Origin of the sequence: Methanotorris formicicus Mc-S-70 (assembly GCF_000243455.1) — an archaeon.
Lineage (GTDB): Archaea > AGJL01 > Methanococci > Methanococcales > Methanococcaceae > Methanotorris > Methanotorris formicicus.
The window spans coordinates 1-17,645 of the sequence record NZ_AGJL01000003.1 but is presented as its reverse complement, the minus strand read 5'-3'; the positions used below and the strand labels follow the sequence as shown (position 1 = coordinate 17,645).

The 17,645-nt window shown below is 33.8% G+C and carries 21 protein-coding genes and 1 other RNA gene; 8 read left to right on the top strand and 14 right to left on the bottom strand.

From position 1 onward, the window contains the following. Window positions 1–151 precede the first annotated feature (151 nt). From pheS to METFODRAFT_RS00965, 4 genes are all read left to right on the top strand, one after another. Window positions 152–1,642 (top strand): phenylalanine--tRNA ligase subunit alpha, encoded by a 1,491-nt coding sequence (gene pheS / locus METFODRAFT_RS00980; protein ID WP_173361546.1) that lies wholly within the window; start codon window positions 152–154, stop codon window positions 1,640–1,642. Between the two features lie 39 nt (window positions 1,643–1,681). Then, window positions 1,682–2,173, top strand: a complete 492-nt coding sequence (locus METFODRAFT_RS00975; protein ID WP_007043644.1) for a DUF3236 domain-containing protein — start codon at window positions 1,682–1,684, stop codon at window positions 2,171–2,173. A 43-nt stretch (window positions 2,174–2,216) separates the two neighbouring features. Beyond that, window positions 2,217–2,996 carry an SAM-dependent methyltransferase HcgC family protein gene (locus METFODRAFT_RS00970; RefSeq protein WP_007043643.1) on the top strand — a complete coding sequence of 260 codons (780 nt, stop codon included), beginning with the start codon at window positions 2,217–2,219 and terminating at the stop codon, window positions 2,994–2,996. 153 nt (window positions 2,997–3,149) lie between these two features. Further along, window positions 3,150–3,644 (top strand): DUF2507 domain-containing protein, encoded by a 495-nt coding sequence (locus tag METFODRAFT_RS00965; RefSeq protein WP_007043642.1) that lies wholly within the window; start codon window positions 3,150–3,152, stop codon window positions 3,642–3,644. Window positions 3,645–3,652: 8 nt separating this feature from the next. Here the strand turns inward: METFODRAFT_RS00965 and METFODRAFT_RS00960 are convergent, their stop codons facing one another. Then, a complete protein-coding gene (locus tag METFODRAFT_RS00960) occupies window positions 3,653–4,168 on the bottom strand; it encodes a helix-turn-helix domain-containing protein (RefSeq protein WP_007043641.1) in 516 nt (171 codons plus the stop codon). A gap of 175 nt (window positions 4,169–4,343) precedes the next feature. Beyond that, window positions 4,344–5,435: a cell division protein FtsZ gene (gene ftsZ, locus METFODRAFT_RS00955; RefSeq protein ID WP_007043640.1), complete on the bottom strand. Its 1,092-nt coding sequence runs from the start codon at window positions 5,433–5,435 to the stop codon at window positions 4,344–4,346. 193 nt (window positions 5,436–5,628) lie between these two features. Between ftsZ and ffs the strand changes: the two genes are divergently transcribed. Beyond that, an RNA gene (gene ffs / locus METFODRAFT_RS09835) (signal recognition particle sRNA) lies at window positions 5,629–5,945 on the top strand. A gap of 53 nt (window positions 5,946–5,998) precedes the next feature. Continuing rightward, window positions 5,999–6,475, top strand: coding sequence for a metallophosphoesterase (locus METFODRAFT_RS00950; RefSeq protein ID WP_007043639.1), 477 nt, complete (start codon window positions 5,999–6,001; stop codon window positions 6,473–6,475). Between the two features lie 12 nt (window positions 6,476–6,487). Here the strand turns inward: METFODRAFT_RS00950 and METFODRAFT_RS00945 are convergent, their stop codons facing one another. From METFODRAFT_RS00945 to METFODRAFT_RS09825, 8 genes are all read right to left on the bottom strand, one after another. Continuing rightward, the gene (locus tag METFODRAFT_RS00945) at window positions 6,488–6,898 is read right to left on the bottom strand and encodes a 4Fe-4S dicluster domain-containing protein (RefSeq protein ID WP_007043638.1); all 411 of its coding nucleotides are present in this window, start codon (window positions 6,896–6,898) and stop codon (window positions 6,488–6,490) included. 202 nt (window positions 6,899–7,100) lie between these two features. After that, a complete protein-coding gene (locus tag METFODRAFT_RS00940; protein ID WP_007043637.1) occupies window positions 7,101–7,601 on the bottom strand; it encodes a 4Fe-4S dicluster domain-containing protein in 501 nt (166 codons plus the stop codon). Window positions 7,602–7,660: 59 nt separating this feature from the next. Continuing rightward, window positions 7,661–8,545 carry a pyruvate synthase subunit PorB gene (porB, locus tag METFODRAFT_RS00935; protein ID WP_007043636.1) on the bottom strand — a complete coding sequence of 295 codons (885 nt, stop codon included), beginning with the start codon at window positions 8,543–8,545 and terminating at the stop codon, window positions 7,661–7,663. A 30-nt stretch (window positions 8,546–8,575) separates the two neighbouring features. Beyond that, window positions 8,576–9,736, bottom strand: coding sequence for a pyruvate synthase subunit PorA (porA, locus tag METFODRAFT_RS00930; protein ID WP_007043635.1), 1,161 nt, complete (start codon window positions 9,734–9,736; stop codon window positions 8,576–8,578). Window positions 9,737–9,795: 59 nt separating this feature from the next. Continuing rightward, window positions 9,796–10,053, bottom strand: a complete 258-nt coding sequence (gene porD, locus METFODRAFT_RS00925) for a pyruvate synthase subunit PorD (RefSeq protein ID WP_007043634.1) — start codon at window positions 10,051–10,053, stop codon at window positions 9,796–9,798. A 23-nt stretch (window positions 10,054–10,076) separates the two neighbouring features. Next, window positions 10,077–10,616, bottom strand: coding sequence for a pyruvate ferredoxin oxidoreductase subunit gamma (locus tag METFODRAFT_RS00920; protein ID WP_007043633.1), 540 nt, complete (start codon window positions 10,614–10,616; stop codon window positions 10,077–10,079). Window positions 10,617–10,792: 176 nt separating this feature from the next. Further along, entirely contained in the window at window positions 10,793–10,975 is a 183-nt protein-coding gene (locus METFODRAFT_RS11260; RefSeq protein ID WP_245528861.1) for a hypothetical protein, read from the bottom strand. Between the two features lie 32 nt (window positions 10,976–11,007). Beyond that, a complete protein-coding gene (locus METFODRAFT_RS09825; protein ID WP_083820824.1) occupies window positions 11,008–11,307 on the bottom strand; it encodes a hypothetical protein in 300 nt (99 codons plus the stop codon). 285 nt (window positions 11,308–11,592) lie between these two features. Here METFODRAFT_RS09825 and METFODRAFT_RS00910 point away from each other — a divergent pair, with 285 nt between their 5' ends. Next, a complete protein-coding gene (locus METFODRAFT_RS00910; RefSeq protein ID WP_007043630.1) occupies window positions 11,593–12,813 on the top strand; it encodes an FprA family A-type flavoprotein in 1,221 nt (406 codons plus the stop codon). 151 nt (window positions 12,814–12,964) lie between these two features. Continuing rightward, window positions 12,965–13,390: a ferritin-like domain-containing protein gene (locus METFODRAFT_RS00905; protein ID WP_007043629.1), complete on the top strand. Its 426-nt coding sequence runs from the start codon at window positions 12,965–12,967 to the stop codon at window positions 13,388–13,390. 9 nt (window positions 13,391–13,399) lie between these two features. On the opposite strand, the gene METFODRAFT_RS00900 is transcribed toward METFODRAFT_RS00905, so the two are convergent. The 4 genes from METFODRAFT_RS00900 to METFODRAFT_RS00885 form a co-directional block, all read right to left on the bottom strand. Continuing rightward, window positions 13,400–13,993 (bottom strand): 4Fe-4S binding protein, encoded by a 594-nt coding sequence (locus tag METFODRAFT_RS00900; protein ID WP_007043628.1) that lies wholly within the window; start codon window positions 13,991–13,993, stop codon window positions 13,400–13,402. Window positions 13,994–14,004: 11 nt separating this feature from the next. Beyond that, window positions 14,005–15,210 carry an RNA-guided endonuclease InsQ/TnpB family protein gene (locus METFODRAFT_RS00895; RefSeq protein ID WP_007043627.1) on the bottom strand — a complete coding sequence of 402 codons (1,206 nt, stop codon included), beginning with the start codon at window positions 15,208–15,210 and terminating at the stop codon, window positions 14,005–14,007. Window positions 15,211–15,291: 81 nt separating this feature from the next. Next, a complete protein-coding gene (locus tag METFODRAFT_RS00890; protein WP_007043626.1) occupies window positions 15,292–16,770 on the bottom strand; it encodes a nitrogenase component 1 in 1,479 nt (492 codons plus the stop codon). A 13-nt stretch (window positions 16,771–16,783) separates the two neighbouring features. Then, a complete protein-coding gene (locus METFODRAFT_RS00885) occupies window positions 16,784–17,416 on the bottom strand; it encodes a hypothetical protein (RefSeq protein WP_007043625.1) in 633 nt (210 codons plus the stop codon). Window positions 17,417–17,645: the final 229 nt, after the last annotated feature.

Here is a 17,645-nt window from a genome sequence, read left to right as displayed (position 1 = left end):
AATTTAAATGTAGATGAATTTTTTGAAAAATTTTTTATTTAGTTAGGTAAAAGATAGAATAAACATTACACCTGTATGTTTACAATAAAAATCTATTCTCACTAAAAATTTCTAAATAATGAAGGATAATAAAAATTATTAGGTGGTAATTGTGGAACTTCATATGGATGAAAAAAAGTTGTTAAAGGTTTTTCAAGAGACGCAGAAGGAAATTATGGACGTTGATGAACTCTCCCAATACATGGAAAAAGAAAAAATTATGAGAACTGCTCTATGGCTTTCTGGAAAGAAACTTGTAGATATTATTGAAAATAAAGAATCTATTGCCGTATTAACTGAGGAGGGAAATAGGGTATTAGAAAAAGGACTTCCAGAGAGGAGAATAGCAAAATACCTAAAAGAAAACAATTTGAACTCAATACCAATAAAAGACCTTAAAAATATTTTGGATAAAGATGAGATAAATGCGGCATTGGGAAATTTAAAGAAAAAGGGGATTGCAAAAATAGAAAAAGGAAATATTGTTTTTGAGACGTTGGATTATGAGGATGAGGAAGAGATTTTATTAGCAAAAATAAAGGAAAATCCACACTTGAATTCGTATAATGAAAAAGAAAGAAAAATTATTGAAAACCTAAAAAAGAGAGGATTCCTCAAAATTGATGAAGAAGTTGAAAGAAAAATAAAACTCACTGAAAAAGGTAAAGAATACATAAAGAATCCAATTGAAATAAAAGAGGAAATTACCCAATTAACAAGAGAAGACATTATTGGTGGAAGATGGAGAGAGGCATATATAAGACCTTATGATGTCAAAATTCCTGTTGAAGAGGTTTATCCTGCAAAAATGCATCCATTAACAAGAATTATAAAAGAAATTAAGGAAGTTTTAATTAGTATGGGATTTAAAGAGATTAAAAGTCCAATTGTAGAAACAGAGTTCTGGAACTTTGATGTTCTTTTTGAGCCACAAGACCATCCTGCAAGGGAAATGCAAGATACCTTTTTCTTAAAATACCCGACTGAGGGAGATGTTCCAGAGGATTTATTAAGGAAGGTCAAGGATATCCACGAAGATGGAACCATCAACGGTTTAAAGATTTCAGAGGGTTGGAAATATAAGTTTGATGAAAACGTTTCAAAAAGAACAGTTTTAAGAACCCACACAACAGCATCATCAATAAGATACCTCGCATCACTTTCAGATGAAGAGAAGGAAAAGCCACATAAAGTATTTTGCATAGGTAGAGTGTTTAGGAATGAAGCAATTGACTACAAGCATTTGCCAGAGTTTTATCAATGCGAAGGCATAATAATGGATGACAACGTTACATTTGACAATCTCATAGGTATTTTAAAGGAATTTTTAAACAGATTGGGCTTTGAAAAAGTTAGATTTAGACCTGCGTATTTCCCATTCACTGAACCATCACTTGAGGCAGAGGTTTATTTGGAAGGTAAAGGATGGCTTGAGTTACTCGGGGCTGGAATGTTTAGGCCAGAGGTTTTAGAACCATTGGGGATTAAAAAGCCAGTTTTAGCATGGGGAATTGGGTTTAGTAGATTGGCAATGCTTAAATTGGGACTTACAGACATTAGAGATTTGCATAAAAATGATTTAGATTGGTTGAAGAGAGTTTAATTATTTATTTTTAATTCACAAACTTAATTTTGTGGTAGTATGGAGAAGATTATAAAAAAAGCATATACAGAATCTATAGAGAATGAGAGGAAAGGGGATAAAGAAGAGGAAGTTGAAGCAATAAAAAGAATCATACTAAATGCAAAGAAAATAATAATAGCAACAAACAATCAAAAAAAATTTAAAGTAATAGGGGATATTCTCTCACATATCGTGAATGCAAAAATCGAAATGCTTAACATAAATACAAACTACGCTGATTTAACAAGGATGCCTGCTGTAAATAAAGGACTGATGGCAGTTGATACAGAAAAGGCAGATTTAATTATTGCGAGAGGCAGGTTGGGAGTTCCTGGTTCTGGTTCAATGCTTGTTATAATGGATGGCAAAGGAAGAATTTTATCCGCCTCATTATCCCCGTCATCAGTATTACATAAGGAAGATATTGAAGTTAGAATAAAAAAAGAGTTGATAGATGCCTTAAAAAGAATAGGAATAGACATACAACCTTTATATTATAAGAACGAGTAATTATTTAAAAACTGATCTTGAGGAATGACTAAGGGTGGAAGTAATGAAATACGGCATAACCGAAACAGTAAAGACAATAGATACAAAGATAAAAATTAATGACATAATAAACCACATCGTTGAGAAAAAAGCAAAAGCCATAAAATACTTTTTAGAAGGTGAAGAATTTAAGCAAACTGTTATCTTTGGAGCATACCTATGTGGGGGTTATATTGCTCACTCACTCACAGATTACTCTGAAGAGGTTATTTTAGTTGATATTCAACATCATTTAAAAGAGTTTGTCTTTAACAAAAATGTGAAATTTATGGAAATGAATCAATTAAAGTTAAAAATGAGGACTGGAGAAGTAAATCCAGATTTAGTCATTGATATAACTGGCATTGGAGGGCTATCTCCTGACTTCTTACAAAAATTCAATCCAAAATGTTTGATTGTTGAGGATCCAAAAGGTTGTTATGACGAATATATCTATAAAGTAGATAACACCATGGAGAGGGCAACAGTTGGAGAGAGAATTGGTATTTTAAAAACCTACAGAAAATCAAAGGTATCAAAAACATCTGGTACAATGACATTGACGATAGATACTGTTATGGACTCTGCAAGAGAAGTTCTTGATTTAGATGGGGTTTTGTATGTAATTCCTAATTTAAGGTACTATGAGGGAATAATATTCCATGAAAAAGACATACACAAATTTTTAGATGAAGTACATATGCCTGCTTTGACAATAAGTGCATTAGAAGATGTTGAAGATGAGGCAAATAGAATAATGGAGAATAACTTAGATAGAGTAAAGTCCTTTATTGAAAAAAGATAATTTTAACAATTTTTTGAACGTGGTATTTTTATCTATTTTTTATTATTTCCAAAAATGAAAAAAATAAAAAAGTATTTAAAGGTTTAACTACAACATATTAATTTAGATATGATAATAATTACTTTAAGGTTTATATTTTCATGGGGGAGGTTTATGAAAACTTTACAAAATAAAAATATTGGGAAAAAAGATAAAGGTAATATAAACTTTGATGATTTAGATGACGTTGATAGACCAACATTAGGAAGATGTGTTGATGTGGTGTTATTTAGAGTTCTTAAGTTCTCAATGCTTAACTATTTGGGATTTAGTAAAAATTCCAAAATATACTCTGCTGGAAAATCTTTTGGAAAATATTTAAAAATTAGATCAATAGAAGAGATGATAGAGTTCTTCAAGGCGTATAACATAGGAATATTGGAAATTGTAGATGAAAATCCACTAAAAATAAGGATTTATGAATGCATCGACTGCTCTGGACTACCAAATATTGGAAAACCAGTATGTTTTTTTGAGGCAGGGCTTATTGCAGGTATGTTAGAGAATATATTGGGTAAAAGTGTATATGTTACTGAGGTTAAATGCCACGCAACAGGACATGATTACTGTGAATTCAAAGTCAAAATCGTAGATGAAGATACTGAATAATACTTATCTTATATTTTATCAACTACAACCTCCAAAGCATTCATAAATGCATCTTTTTCAGGAATTATAACTGCTACTGGAATTCTAACGACTTTTTCAATACTGGCACTTACTATTGGGGCACATACTATAGCCTTAACACCCTCCCTTTCAGCCTGAATTGCAGCAATTATACAATCTTCCAATGTATGGGCAGGATATTCTTTTAAAATGTATTCTTTTCCTTTTATTTCTACTTTTTTACTTCTAATCCTATCAAGTGCAGGCCTTGCAGCAATTATTGCAATCACATCCTCACAAGTTTCTTCCTGCTCAAATTTTTTTATGGTTTCTACTATTCTTCTTAATGTTGAAATTCTAAAATCTTTCCCCTGCATGATTTTGTAAAGCGTACTATAGGGAATACCTGATATCTCAGAAAATTCTTTTAATGGAACATTCAACTCCAAAAGTATTCTTTTTAATTCTTCTATGAATTCCTCTGATGATTCTAATTTTAATAATAACCTCTCATGAGCCTTCATACTCCACCACATCAAAATTTAGTTTAAAACATAAATGATCCAAATATCATAAAAAAATGATAATTTATATTTGTTAACGTACAATTCTTAAAATTGTAGGGGTATTTATATCCATTCCTTTTTATCGTGTACAAAAATAAATTCAGAATTGTTAATTTAAAAATGTTTAAATAAATTATACAATATAATCAATCCCCAAACTACTAGTTCCTCTTTTTTCTAGTTTTGGTATAATCCTCTTAGGTTTTCTATCCCTACCAAGGATATTTGGTGATTTAACACCTGTTATGATTGTCATTACTCTTATACAACCTTCCATTGATGGATCTATTCTTGCCCCCCAAATTACATTTGCATCAGGGTCTAAACTTTCAGTTATTCCTTCCCCAATGTCGTTTGCCTCTTTTAATGTTAAATCTGGCCCACCAGTTATGTGTATGATAGCGCCTTTTGCCCCTTTGTAATCAACATCTAACAATGGGCATTCTAAGGTTTCTTTAACTACTGTTTGAATCCTATCTCCTTTTGTATCTGAATCTACTTCCCCAACACCAATCATCGCCACTCCACCATCAGTCATTACCGCTTTAACGTCAGCATAATCTATATTAATCAAACTTGGGACAGATATGGTTTCAGTTATCCCCTTAACTGCTTGAGCAATAATCTCATCCGCAACTTTAAATGCATCGTTCATTGGCAAGTTTGGAACTAAATCAACCAATTTGTTGTTATCTATAACAATAACTGTATCACAACTTTCTGCCAATCTTTCAATACCCTCATCCGCCTTTTTTAACCTTGCTCTCTCAATTTTGAATGGGTATGTTACAACCCCAATTACAACAGCGCCATTTTCTTTTGCGACCTCTGCCACAACTGGAGCAGAACCAGTTCCAGTTCCTCCACCCATCCCTGCCGCAACAAACACCAAATCTGCACCTTTTAATACATCCTCTAAAATATTCTTTGCCAATTCTGCTGCTTTTCTACCTATCTCTGGATAACCCCCAGCACCAAGACCTTTTGTTAATGTTGAACCAATCAGTATTTTTTTATCCGCCTTAATTATCTCCAAATGCTGTTTATCCGTATTTATAGCAATAGTTTCTGCCCCTTCAATACCAATTTCCATCAATCTGTGAATGGTGTTGTTTCCTGCTCCTCCGCATCCAACGACCAAAATTCTTGCTTCTCCAAAATCATCACTCAAATTTTTTCTAAATTCATCATTGTTTTTAGATAAAGCCTCTTTGATTAACCTCATAATCATCCTCCAAGTACAATTATATTATTTATTTTTTAATATTTAATTTATAAATAGTTTGTTGTAAGTTTCAGTATGACACCCTGTAGATATATGTCATAAACATTTTTCAAATAATTTTTTAGAACATTTTGACAAAAAATTTGACATGTAGTAAATTATTTATACCTTCAAATTTCTATAGTATAGAATGTGTGTGGCTAGGCCGGGGGGCTGGGCGTCCCCTGTAACCCGAAATCGTCCTCATGCGGGGGCCGAAAACTTGGGGGCGGCATGGCTTCTATACCGCCACTCCCAAACCCTGCAGTGATATCTCGTCCCATGGGGTTTGATGGTGGAGGAACTCCCTCTGGAAGGAGGGAGCAACCTCCTTTACTCGCCGAACCCCGTCAGGCCCGGAAGGGAGCAGCGGTAGGCGGGACATCAACGCTCATGGGGTAGCGGGATAGAGCGGTGGTTTGGGGCAAAGTGGTGGTATGGGAGTCGTGCCCACCCCAAGGAAGCCACACACATTTTATTTTTGACATTATTATCAAAATATTTAAATATATCATGGTGGGAGCATGTTGATTGGCATCATATCAGATACGCACATCCCAGATAGAGCAAATATTCTGCCAAAAAAGGTTATAGATGAGTTCTCAAATGTAGATTTAATTGTGCACTGTGGTGATGTAACATCCCCTCAAGTGTTAAATGAGTTGAAGGATTTGTCAAAGGTTGTTGCTGTTAAAGGAAACATGGATTACTTAGAATTGCCAAGAAAAGAGATCTTAGATATAGATGGTATAAAAATAGGGATTATACATGGAGATATCATATACCCAAGGGGAGATACTTTAAAATTAAAATACTTGGGTTTAGAGATGGGGGTGGATATCCTAATCTCCGGACATACACATACACCATTAATTGAAAAACAAAAAGATATCCTATTACTAAACCCTGGAAGTCCAACAACTCCAAGATGTCCAATAAAATCCATAATGAAGTTGGAGATTGAAGACAAAAAAATTAATGCAAACTTAATTCCAATTTAAATAAACTATTTCCTAGATGTATGAGTAGATTTTTTTGAATTTTGATATGACGTTTTGTTGCTTATTATCTATGGTGTGTTCAAGTTCATCCAATGCATGTGTTGGACATACCAATTTGCAAAGTTCTTCTTCCCTATCGTAGCATCCGTTACATTTTGAAGCAACATCTAAATCAAATCTTATTGCTCCAATTGGACAGACTGTCATGCAGAGACCACAACCAACGCATTTATCTTTATTTAAAACAACCTTTCCATTGATTCTTTCGATTGCATTTTCTGGGCACACATTTAAGCATGGGCTTTTTTCACAATGCATACATTTAATTGGAATACCATCAATGACAAAAATCCCATTGTTTGGGCAAATTCTCTCACACTTCCCACAACTTACACACAACTCAACATTAGCCAAGATTTTCATACGATCCACCTGAAAATTTTTAATTAGAACTTAACCTCAAAAGATGCTTCCTCGACATTATCTCGTAGGTTTTTTATTTAAATTAGAACTTAACCCTCGCATTAACTGTTATCTCTGAAAGAAACCTTTTAAAAAGGTTTCATCCAAATAGGGTAGGATGCCTCACTTTGCTCGGCATCCTCTCGTAGGTTTTTGTTTTAGATTAAAATTTAACCCTCGCATTAACAGTTATTTTTGAAAATAATCCACCTTTATTTTCAATTTTTTTATTTAATGTCAATTTTGCAAAGTTCTCAATATTTTTAATTTTCTTGTCCCATATAGCATCTTCAACACTAATAACTTCAAGACATCTCTTTGAACATGCCTTAACGCATGCAGGTTCATCCCTCTCAATGCAGAGAACGCATTTATGTGCTTTATCTGCCATCACTATTGCCCCAAATGGACATGCCAATGCACACAACCCACAGCCGATGCATTTTTCACCATCTAAGTAAACAACCTCTCCCCTAAACTCAATGGCATTAACTGGACATACCTGCATACATGGTGCAGAGGAACAATGCTGGCATACTATTGGCAGATAGTTCCCATCATGTTCTAAAATACTTATCCTACTAACTCCATAAATTTCCATACATGCCTTGACACAATCCCCGCAGTTGTCGCATTTATCATTTACCATCATTATTTTTTTCATGACAATGCACCTATTGAGTTTTTATAAAAGAATTAAAAAATAAACAAAATTTAGAAAATTTAAAGCCCGAATTCTTTGCATCTCTCATCAATGTATTTTTGCAATCTCTCAATATCTTCATCAGTTAAGTGCCTGTACCTCTTTTGCATTCTTATGTATTCTTTTATTGGTTTTCTTTTTGCTGGTTTGTATGTAATCCTAAACTCCCCATTCTCTATTTCATATAATGGCCAAATTCCTGTTTCAACTGCTAATCTTCCAATTTCTATGGTTTTATCTGCTGGATATCCCCATCCTGTTGTGCATGGCTGCAACACTTGAATATATGCAGGACCTTCAATCTCACATGCCTTCTTAACTTTATTCATGAAATCCTCTGGATAGGAGATGCAGGCAGTAGCGACATAAGGAATTCCGTGTGCTGCCATAATCAATGGCATGTCTTTTTTAGGTTTATCTTCCCCTCTAATCTTTGAACCTGCTGGGGATGTTGTAGTTGCAGCCATTAATGGGGTAGAACCACTTCTTTGAACCCCCGTGTTCATGTATGCCTCATTATCGTACATAATATAGACCATATCATGCCCCCTCTCCATTGCACCACTCAATGCTTGGAAACCAATATCTGCTGTCCCTCCATCTCCACCAAAGGCAATTACATTTATTTTTTTGTTGAATTTTCCCCTTTTCCTTCTTAATGCTTTAATGGCACTTTCAACACCACTTGCAACTGCAGCAGAGTTCTCAAATGCAGTATGTATCCAAGGAACTCTCCATGCTGTTTCAGGATATGGTGTTGTCATAACCTCTAAACATCCAGTTGCATTTGTACAAATTGTGTCCTTTCCTGATGCTTTCAATACCAACCTTGCAACAATCGCAGCACCACATCCTGCACATCCTCTATGTCCTGGAGCAAAGTACTCTTCTCTTGGAAATTGCATAATTTCACCATTTAAAATTTTATTATTAATTTATTCATTCAATCCAATCCATGCAGTTTCTCCATCTTTTGCAACTTCAACGTGTGAGATGATTTTTTTAATATCATCTATTCTTATGTCCCTTCCTCCCAAACCAACAATGTAATTAACAACTTTTTTATCCCTAAATGTTGAAGCCAAATCTAAATATAATGCCCCTTTGTTCATACCTAAACTTATGTTTTTGTCAAGAACTGCAATGTTTTCTGCATCTTTTAATGCTTTTGCAATATCTTCTACTGGGAATGGCCTGTAGCATCTAATCCTCAACAAACCAACTTCTTTTCCTTTTTCCTTTAATTTATCAATAACTTCCTTGATTGTTCCACAAACACTACCCATTGCAACGAGAACTGTATCAGCATTTTCCATATTGTAGGTTTCAATCAAACCATTTCCATAACTTCTCTTGAATTTCTCTGCAAATTCATCATGAATCTCTTTAATAACTTTCTTTGCATTTTCCATAGCCTTTTCAATGGCATATCTTGTTTCCATATAACATTCTGGAACTCCAACAGGCCCTTGTGTTACTGGCCTGTCTGGGTCTAAATAAGCATGTTTTGATTCATAAACCCCAACGAATGCTTTAGCATTCTTTTCTGAAGGAATAATAACCGGCTCTACTGTGTGAGTTAAGATAAATCCATCAAGGTTAACCATAACTGGCAACAAAACATCCTCATGCTCTCCTACTCTAAACGCCTGCAATATTGTATCGAGTGTTTCTTGGTTGTCCTCAACATAAAATTGTATCCATCCAGTGTCCCTTTGGGATATGCTGTCTTGTTGGTCGTTCCAGATGTTTATTGGGGCAGACAATGCCCTGTTTGCATTCATCATGACAATTGGCAACCTCATCCCTGCAGCAACGAATAACATCTCATGCATCAAAGCAAGCCCTTGGGATGCAGTTGCTGTAAATGTCCTTGCCCCTGTTGCACTTGCCCCTATACAAGCACTCATTGCCGAATGTTCACTTTCTACTTTGATATATTCTGCATCTAACTCCCCATTAGCAACAAACTCAGCAAGTTTCTCAACACATGTTGTTTGTGGAGTTATTGGATATGCTGCAATAACATCAACATCAGCAAGCCTTGCAGCCTCTGCAGCAGCACTTGTTCCAGTTATGACTTTGACCTTACACATTTAATCTCACCAATTTTAAGTTTTTAGATTATTTGGGATTATATTTACCTGTTTTATTTTTATTTTCCTTCCCTAACTTTTGTTATTGCATTTACTGGACACTCGTTTACGCAGATTAAACATCCCTTGCAGTAGTCGTAATCAATGGTGAATTTCCCATCAACTTCCTGTATAGCCCCTTCTGGACAGAATATATAGCAGTTTTCACACTTTATACATTTATCCGCATCCAAAATTGGCCTGAATACTCTCCAACTACCGGTTTTATTTCTGATTGAGTTTCCTGCCTCATATATAATTGCAGCAATTGTAACCATAAAACCACCACTTTTTTAATTTTTTATTTTTTGTATTTTTCAAGTATTGTTTCGTAAGCAACCTCTGCTGCTTTAGCGTTTTTCTCCCCTAACTTTGCTGAGAATGTTTCCATAATTGCCTTTTTTAATGATTCAATTGTAACTTCTCCTGTAACGCCAGCAAACGCTCCCAACATTGTGGTGTTTACAATAGGAACCCCTAAAACATCCAATGCTATCCCTGTAGCATCAATGCAATAAGTATCGCAATCTCCCAACTTAATGTCCTTTACCATGTTTATTATAACCTTTCCACCATTTTTTAAACCATTCGTAACATCAACAGAATCCAACAATGTAGCATCTTGAACTACAACATAATCCGGCTCATATATCTGACATCTCAACCTTATCTTTTTGTCATCGATTCTTGTAAATGCCATGACTGGGGCTCCCCTCCTCTCAACACCAAAGTATGGGAATGCTTGACAATATTTTCCATCATAAAATGCGGCTTTTGCTAAAATTTGTGCAGCAGTAACAGCCCCTTGTCCTCCTCTACCGTGAAATCTAATTTCTATCATCTCTTCACCTCAGGGATGTATTAATCATCATTATTAATCATTACAATTATTGCTATATAAATGTTTGGATTGTTAGTTGATTGCCGTAATGGTATTTAGCGATGATTTAAATTGACTGACAGTGTGATTACAATATTCCCCTCTTTATTAGTTCTTTACTACACTCTTTAACCATTTCATAAAACGATAGTCCATATTTGTATCAAATATTCTATGCAGTTTGATACTATCGCCATAAATCTAACAAATCCAATATTGCTCTTTTCAGACGTTAGATAGTTTCCTTCGATTTCTAAAATCGATTTGTCCCTTCGATGTTTTTCTTCTATCTTCGGTCTCTTCATATACTCGCTTATAATATCCTCTGCCTTCTTTTTATAGTTTGTAGATACTAAATACTTGGGTTTTCGCTTACGAAGTAAGCGAGCAACGAAATGCGAAGCATTTCGTCTAATCTCTGATTTTCCATAAACACTGCAACGATTTTAACTTTACCAACATCGGAGATATTCACGATTTTAGCAGATAATCTAAACTCTATTCCATTAACAGTCCTTAATTTAAGCTTATCTTCGCTAAAATCCATCCTAAACAATTCTTCTACCTTAACCTTCTTACCGAAATACTCGACTATAATGTTTTTCCTAAGTTTACCAATATATTCCATCCCCAATTCTTTAGATTCCTTCATAATTTTCTTTGTCGTTACAAAAGTGTCTCCTACGACCGTCCCGACATCTATGTGAAATAGAAGTGGTTTTATTGTAGTGTAAATCGAATATATCCCTTTTTTTCGTGATAAATACAGGTGTTTATTTGTTCTTGGTATATAGTTGTTTACGTTAAATATTGGAAAAATACCCATAAATTTAAGTAAGATTTACAACTTATTTTAAAATTTAAGATAAATATAACCATTTAAAAATTTAGAGTATAAATAAATTTAATTATTGAACAATTTGAGTGGGTGAAAGTAATGAAAGCAGATGCTGTAAAGATTGCAGATGGAGTTTATTGGGCGGGGGTTTTAGATTGGGACATTAGAAAATACCACGGATACACCTTAAAAGGAACAACCTACAACGCATACCTTGTGTTTGGAGAAGAAAAAGTTGCTTTAATAGACAACACGTACCCAGGAACCTCAACTCAGATGTGGGGGAGGATAAAGGATGCATTTGAAAAAGAGGGAAGGGAATTTAAGATTGATGTGATTGTTCAGAACCATGTAGAAAAAGACCACAGTGGTGCTTTACCAGAAATCCACAAAAAGTTCCCAGAGGCACCAATATACTGTACTGAAGTTGCAGTTGAGGGGCTTAAAAAGCACTACCCATCATTAAAAGATGCACCATTTAAAGTTGTTAAATCCTTAGACAGTGTTGACTTGGGAGGAAAATCATTGGTGTTCTTAGAGGCTCCATTATTACACTGGCCAGATAGTATGTTTACATTCTATGCAGAAGAAGGAATTTTATTCTCAAACGATGCATTTGGGCAACACCTTTGCTTCACAAAGAGATTTGACCACGAAATTCCAGAGTATGTATTAATGGATGCTACTAAAAAGTTCTACGCAAATTTAATAACACCATTATCAAAATTGGTCTTGAAGAAGTTTGATGAAGTAAAAGAACTTGGATTACTTGAGAAGATAAAGATGATTGCTCCTTCCCATGGACAAATTTGGACAGACCCAATGAAGGTTATAAGTGCTTATGCAGATTGGGCTACTGGAAAATGTGAAGATAAAGTTACAATTATCTACGACACAATGCACTACTCAACCCAAAAAATGGCACACGCATTTGCAGAAGGGTTGATAAGTGGGGGAGTAGAAGTTGTTATGTACTACCTACATGAAGATGAAAGAAGTGAAATTGTTAAGGATATTTTAGATAGTAAGGCTGTCCTCTTTGGAATTCCAACAATATACGATGAGCCATACCCAAGTATTGGGGATTTAATATACTACCTTAGAGGATTGAAATTCAACAGAACAGGTAGAAAGAGATTATCTCTTGTATTTGGTTCAATGGGTGGAGAAGGAGGAGCGGTTAAAAAACTTGCAGAAGAACTTAAAGCATGTGGATTTGAGGTCTTGGATGAATATGAACTCTACTATGTCCCAACAGAAGATGAATTAGAGAAATGCTACAATATGGGTAAAAGATTGGCTGCAAAAATAAAAGAATAAATTCTTCTTAAACTTTCTACTTTTTACCATATTTTTATTTATTGACGAATCTCGGATTTTTCATGGCTAAAAGTAAATAAACTCGAACAATTAATGATATATATAAGAATTAACACTATTAATTATTGTAATAAAAAAATGGGGTGAAAGTATGGAATTGGAGTTAATAAATGAACACAAAATAGGAATAACAAAAGGAACAGAGTTAGAAAAAGAAGTCCAAGCAAACTTTGAGGGAGAGTGTAAAGAAGTTGGATTATACTTAGCGATGGCAAGACAGGCACAAAGAGAAGGATTACCTGAGGTTGCTGAGGTTTTAAAAAGAATAGCAATGGAAGAGGCAGAACACGCTGCTCACTTTGCTGAAATGAATGGTGTTATTTCGGAAAACTTAAAAGAAAATATTGAAATGATGTTAAAAGGAGAATGTATGGCAAATAAAGAGAAAAAAGCCGCTGCAACAAAGGCAAAAGAACTTGGTATAGATCCTGCTCATGATTTCTTTGATGAGTCAAGTAGGGATGAAGCAAGACATGCAAAAATGTTAAAGGGAATCTTAGACAGATACTTTAAATAATTGGGGGTTTTAACCCCTATATCCCAAAATTTCTTCTCCAAAATCAAATTTAACTTTTACATCAATTGCACTTTTTGGACAAACACCCATACAAGTTGTGCATAAGATACATTCGGTTGATAAAACTCTTTTACCTTTATTTTTGTAGTCTAAAAGTTTTATATCCATTGGACAGTTCTTTTCACATAAACCACAATTAATACACTTATTTTTATCAATTGAGATTTTTAACAATGCAAATCTTCCTAATATTTTTTGTAAAACTGGAATTGGACAAAAGTATTTACAAAATGCCCTATTATCCTTGAAAAGAAATGCCATTGAAATCCCAAACGAGTAGTATATGGCTAATCCTACAATAAACCATAATAATTCCTTATCTCTAGATCCATAAATTGTGTAACCACATTTCCAAAAATAAAGGACAATTCCTAAAGATAGTAAAAAAACAATATATCTCAAAATTCCCAAGTTTTTAACTCTTCCTGATGGGTTTTTATAAGGTAGAACTTCAAGGATCATTGCTATCCAACATCCCCAACCACAAAAACCTCTGCCAAATATTGCAGTTCCAAAAATCTTTGCTATCAGGTAGTGTATCATAACCGTTCTGGTTATCCGCTAATTTTGAAACAATTGAAACAAGCATAGCGGATAACCTTCCACCCTCCCAATTTCATTGGATAACTTTCGGGGGGAACGGAACTCCCCACATCCTTCGGTTTTATAGCCTTAAATCCTCTAATCATAATGTTTAAACTACCAACAACATCCCTATCAGCAATACAACCGCAACACTCACATTTTAAAACCCGATGCCCATTCGGGCTCATTCTACCCCCACATATCGGGCATCGGGATGAAGTATAATGCGGATTTACAAAAACAACCCTAACCCCATTAAGTTTTGCCTTATACTTAATAAACTCTTGCAATTTTCTAAAACTCCATCTATGCAAGCGACCATTCAACTTTTTAAAATAATTAACCTTTTCCCTAATCTCCTTCAAGTTTTCTAAGGCAATAACACCACCAACCTTTTTGGCAATCTCAATAATCTTATTAGCAACCTTATGATAAATATCAACAATCTTATTCCTCTCCCTCTCCCCATACTTTTCTAATAATTCCTTCTTTTTATCTCCCAATCTAATCTTCTCTTGTATTTTTCTCCTTTTAACATAATAAGAAGTTCGAATAGTTCTCTCATTAGTTATAATTTGGATTATATTCTCATCAGTGGCAATAGTAACGTTATTCTCATTTAAATCAACTCCTACAACGTTTTCTCCCTCTTTAATCAAAATATTTTTTGAGAATACGACATTTAAATAATAATCATTCTTTTTTCTAACAATCCATGCTTGTCCAACCTTCCAATCCTTAAACTTTTTGTGATAATCTGAGGAGTAAAGTTCTACTTCAACTCTTCCATAAGGCGTTGAAATTCTTGCTAAACCCTTATCTAAATCCAATTTAAATAAATGGTCATCTAACATTATTACACTGCCTTTAAAGTCAGGTTTTTTACTTGCCTTTCCCTTTCTATGCCTCTTTCTCCAACTTTTAAATATTGAGGTTGCCATTTGACATGCAGTATATAAATAATGAGAGGGTAGTTTTTTATACTTCCCTCTCAAATCCTTATACTTTTCTGACTTTAATCGTTTAAAACTTGTAATATTATTTTTAAAAGCATAATTTAATAGGTTATTAACGATTGTTTTATAGGTTGGGAATATATTGGTTAATTCGTTGGGAATTTCTTTTATTTTAAATCTTGCAGTTAGTTTAACTGTCTCTAAATATTCGTTTGACATCTTCAACAACCTTTTTTTTCTTTTTACGACAAATTATGAATAACTATAATGTTTCAAAAGTATATAATTATTTCTAATGTTTCATTTAAGGAAACAGCCCATATTAAATTCAATCATTTTCCAAATTGGGTGGTATATGTTTCTATATACTTCTTTTGCAAAATTTAAGAAGCCTACAAATCCTGTAAATGGGTAGTCATCTTGTGGGAATGAAATGAAAGGTATTCCTACCTTCAATGATAAGAATTTTTCTTTCGTACCTCCAACAAATATGTCAGGTCTTTTATTTTCCATGAGGAGTTGTAAATCAATATTCGATGCATCGTCAATTAGAACTGTATCTTCATCAACATTCATATATGCCTCTAAGTAGTCCTCCAAACTTCCAAACTGGGAACCTACAACAACAACATCCATACCCATGTCTCTAAATGCACTTGAAAGCATTCCTATCTTTGAACCACCCATGAATATACCAACTCTTTTATTTTCAAGTTTTTCCAAGTAGTAGTTTAGTTCTTTTTCTATTCTTTTGTATTCCTCATTTATCAATCTCACAACTTTATCCTCAATTCCAAAGAACTTTCCAATATCTAATAGGGATTTTTGAGTATTTGTAATGCCAAAGAATGAAACCTTCAATTGTGGGATACCATATTTTTCTTCCATGTAATTAGCAATATGTTTCCCAGTTGCTCTACAATGAATTAAGTTTAATTTTGCCTTTTTTGATTCCATTATGTTCTTAACATCACAATCTCCAGTGAACGTGCAAATAACCTTTATGCCTAATTTACTCAATAAATCTTTTATTACTTTTAAATCATCCGCAACATCAAACTCCCCAATGATGTTTACTGCATACTTATAATCCTCTTTATTGTTATGGGATTTTTCTACTTTTTTAATATGATTGTATCTTAATGGATAATTTTTGATTTTATGGTTTTTCTTTAACCGTGTGGCTAATCTAACTATAGTTTTCTTTCTTTCTTCATATTTTTCATTTATTATATCATCGGTCTTTTCATCCAATGGTTCCTTATCTATCAATCTAAACAATGCCATCATACCAATTTCATGCCCTTTTGATTGGTGATATCCACAAAATCCTGGACAATAGACCGGAATTACAGGAATCTTCAAGGTTTTTTCTGCTCTTCTACATACTCCTTCAACATCATCTCCGTTTAGTGCTGTTGGGCATGTCACATATACGAATATTACATCCCCTTTAAGTTCCTTTGCAGATTCTATTATTGTGTTGAATAACTTTTCCTCTCCACCGTATATAATATCAACTTCATTGGCATCAGATGAAACCACCATATAGTTCTTTTTTCTTACATAGGCACCATAGTAAGCACATCCAACAGGACCGTGAACTACATGGATGGTATTTTTTATTGGTGCTAAAATCCATCTTGCTCCATAGTATACACAACTTCTTTGTGTTATTACTCCAGGCGTAGTTTTGGTACTACATCTTGGCAAACCATCTTTTTTTAATGTTATTTTAAATGAGGTTATTTTGAAATCTTCAATTGCTTTACTTGTCATAATTACACCACGTTTATTTTATAATTTCTTTTATTGTGTCTATCAATCCCATAAAGTCATTAAATCCTTCTTTTGGAGGATGTAAGATATATAATGAGCCATTTTTGTAAACCCTAACTCCTAAGGGTTTTCCATCTTTTGTAGTGAATAAAACTTCATAATCCCAAGTATCGTAATCAGAGACAAGTTCTAATGAATCAACAAGCCCTAATTTTCCATCTTCATCCTTTATATTGTATATGTGGCTGTATTCTCCAATTAAGTTGATATACGGTTTGAACTTTTCATCCTTAATTTCAACCCCATTTCCTTCCTTAACTTTAACCGTAAACTCATCCCTTGTTAAATGCTTCATTAGGTAATGCTCCACTATCCTTCCTTTTGATATATCCTTAAAGTAAGGGTCAATAACAACGACGTTGGTTTTATTTTCGAGGCATTCTTTTATTTTCAAATCTTTTAGGATTGTAATGACACTTGCCTGATTGGCTGAATAGGAAGTTAGGTTTTTAAAGAATAACGGCAAGTATATTATAGATAAATCATACTTCGCAATATCTATTGTATTAAATGGTAAAAACATGCAGTTCTCAACATTATAAGAATCGATACCATCCAATTCTTTACCTAAAAATAGAACCTTCATTTTTTCACCATAATTCACTTTTTCATAAGATAATATTCAAAACCATTATATAAATTTTTCGGCATACGGAAGGTTATTTCCTACTTTATTTTACAGTATCTCCGAATATGCATTAGGTATGCACAACTGAGTATTATCTATTGGTTTATTTGTATATATGTGCATTCGAATTAATTCATTAATTTTGATAACGAATTCTTTTAAATTCATGGTTTTATAATTCGTATTT

Coding starts and splice junctions, on each gene's coding strand:
- METFODRAFT_RS00950 (WP_007043639.1), top strand. CDS start 5,999: ATGTTGATTGGCATCATATCAGATACGCACATCCCAGATAGAGCAAAT.
- METFODRAFT_RS00900 (WP_007043628.1), bottom strand. CDS start 13,993: ATGATACACTACCTGATAGCAAAGATTTTTGGAACTGCAATATTTGGC.
- porB (WP_007043636.1), bottom strand. CDS start 8,545: ATGCAATTTCCAAGAGAAGAGTACTTTGCTCCAGGACATAGAGGATGT.
- METFODRAFT_RS00965 (WP_007043642.1), top strand. CDS start 3,150: ATGAAAACTTTACAAAATAAAAATATTGGGAAAAAAGATAAAGGTAAT.
- METFODRAFT_RS00890 (WP_007043626.1), bottom strand. CDS start 16,770: ATGACAAGTAAAGCAATTGAAGATTTCAAAATAACCTCATTTAAAATA.
- METFODRAFT_RS00940 (WP_007043637.1), bottom strand. CDS start 7,601: ATGAAAAAAATAATGATGGTAAATGATAAATGCGACAACTGCGGGGAT.
- METFODRAFT_RS00945 (WP_007043638.1), bottom strand. CDS start 6,898: ATGAAAATCTTGGCTAATGTTGAGTTGTGTGTAAGTTGTGGGAAGTGT.
- METFODRAFT_RS00905 (WP_007043629.1), top strand. CDS start 12,965: ATGGAATTGGAGTTAATAAATGAACACAAAATAGGAATAACAAAAGGA.
- porD (WP_007043634.1), bottom strand. CDS start 10,053: ATGGTTACAATTGCTGCAATTATATATGAGGCAGGAAACTCAATCAGA.
- METFODRAFT_RS00910 (WP_007043630.1), top strand. CDS start 11,593: ATGAAAGCAGATGCTGTAAAGATTGCAGATGGAGTTTATTGGGCGGGG.
- METFODRAFT_RS00920 (WP_007043633.1), bottom strand. CDS start 10,616: ATGATAGAAATTAGATTTCACGGTAGAGGAGGACAAGGGGCTGTTACT.
- METFODRAFT_RS09825 (WP_083820824.1), bottom strand. CDS start 11,307: ATGAAGGAATCTAAAGAATTGGGGATGGAATATATTGGTAAACTTAGG.
- METFODRAFT_RS00960 (WP_007043641.1), bottom strand. CDS start 4,168: ATGAAGGCTCATGAGAGGTTATTATTAAAATTAGAATCATCAGAGGAA.
- METFODRAFT_RS00975 (WP_007043644.1), top strand. CDS start 1,682: ATGGAGAAGATTATAAAAAAAGCATATACAGAATCTATAGAGAATGAG.
- porA (WP_007043635.1), bottom strand. CDS start 9,736: ATGTGTAAGGTCAAAGTCATAACTGGAACAAGTGCTGCTGCAGAGGCT.
- METFODRAFT_RS00970 (WP_007043643.1), top strand. CDS start 2,217: ATGAAATACGGCATAACCGAAACAGTAAAGACAATAGATACAAAGATA.
- METFODRAFT_RS00895 (WP_007043627.1), bottom strand. CDS start 15,210: ATGTCAAACGAATATTTAGAGACAGTTAAACTAACTGCAAGATTTAAA.
- ftsZ (WP_007043640.1), bottom strand. CDS start 5,435: ATGAGGTTAATCAAAGAGGCTTTATCTAAAAACAATGATGAATTTAGA.
- METFODRAFT_RS00885 (WP_007043625.1), bottom strand. CDS start 17,416: ATGAAGGTTCTATTTTTAGGTAAAGAATTGGATGGTATCGATTCTTAT.